The following is a 581-nucleotide window of genomic DNA, read 5'->3' on the forward strand; positions in this document are numbered from 1 at the left end:
GTGTCCCGGGCCCAGGCCTCCCGCCAGCCCTCCAGCAGCTCCTTGGCGTTCCAGTCCCGGTTCTTGGTGGTGAACCCGTCAGGGCCGATCTCCCGGGTGGTCAGCAGGATATGGGCATGGTGGTTACGCTCGTCCCCATCACGCCCAGGGGCATGCAGGGCGATATCCGCCACCATGCCCCGGTCCACGAATTCGCGCTGGCAGAAGTCGCGGACGAGCTGCAGCCGCTGCGTGGCGTCCAGCTCGCAGGGTAAGGCTACCCTGACCTCACGGGCGACCTGGCTGTTCTTGCGCGTCTCGGCCAGCTCCACCGCGTTCCACAGCGCCGCCCGGTCCTGTACCCAGGTCGGGGCATCCGCAGGCGCGAGGGTCTCGACGTGATCGACCCCGCCCCGTGCGCGGTAGTCGAAGGCGAGGCCGGTGCGCTGATCCACGATCAGCTCGGCGCTGCGATACGCCGCCGCCGCCGTGGCGCTGCGCCCGGCAGAGCGGGAGATCATCGTAGCCCTGAGATGATAGATCGCCATACGCGCGTCGCACTTCTGCTCAAGGGTTCAAGGGAAACGCGAGTGTTCCCTTGC

General features: G+C 68.2%; 1 protein-coding gene. It reads right to left on the reverse strand.

Annotation, left to right across the window (positions count from 1 at the left end; genetic code table 11):
- Positions 1-527: MobQ family relaxase (mobQ, locus tag FHD67_RS20280; RefSeq protein ID WP_176695242.1), on the reverse strand; the 527-nt coding region annotated here is incomplete at its 3' end.
- Positions 528-581: the final 54 nt, after the last annotated feature.

This window comes from Paracoccus haeundaensis (assembly GCF_006239215.1).
GTDB lineage: Bacteria > Pseudomonadota > Alphaproteobacteria > Rhodobacterales > Rhodobacteraceae > Paracoccus > Paracoccus marcusii.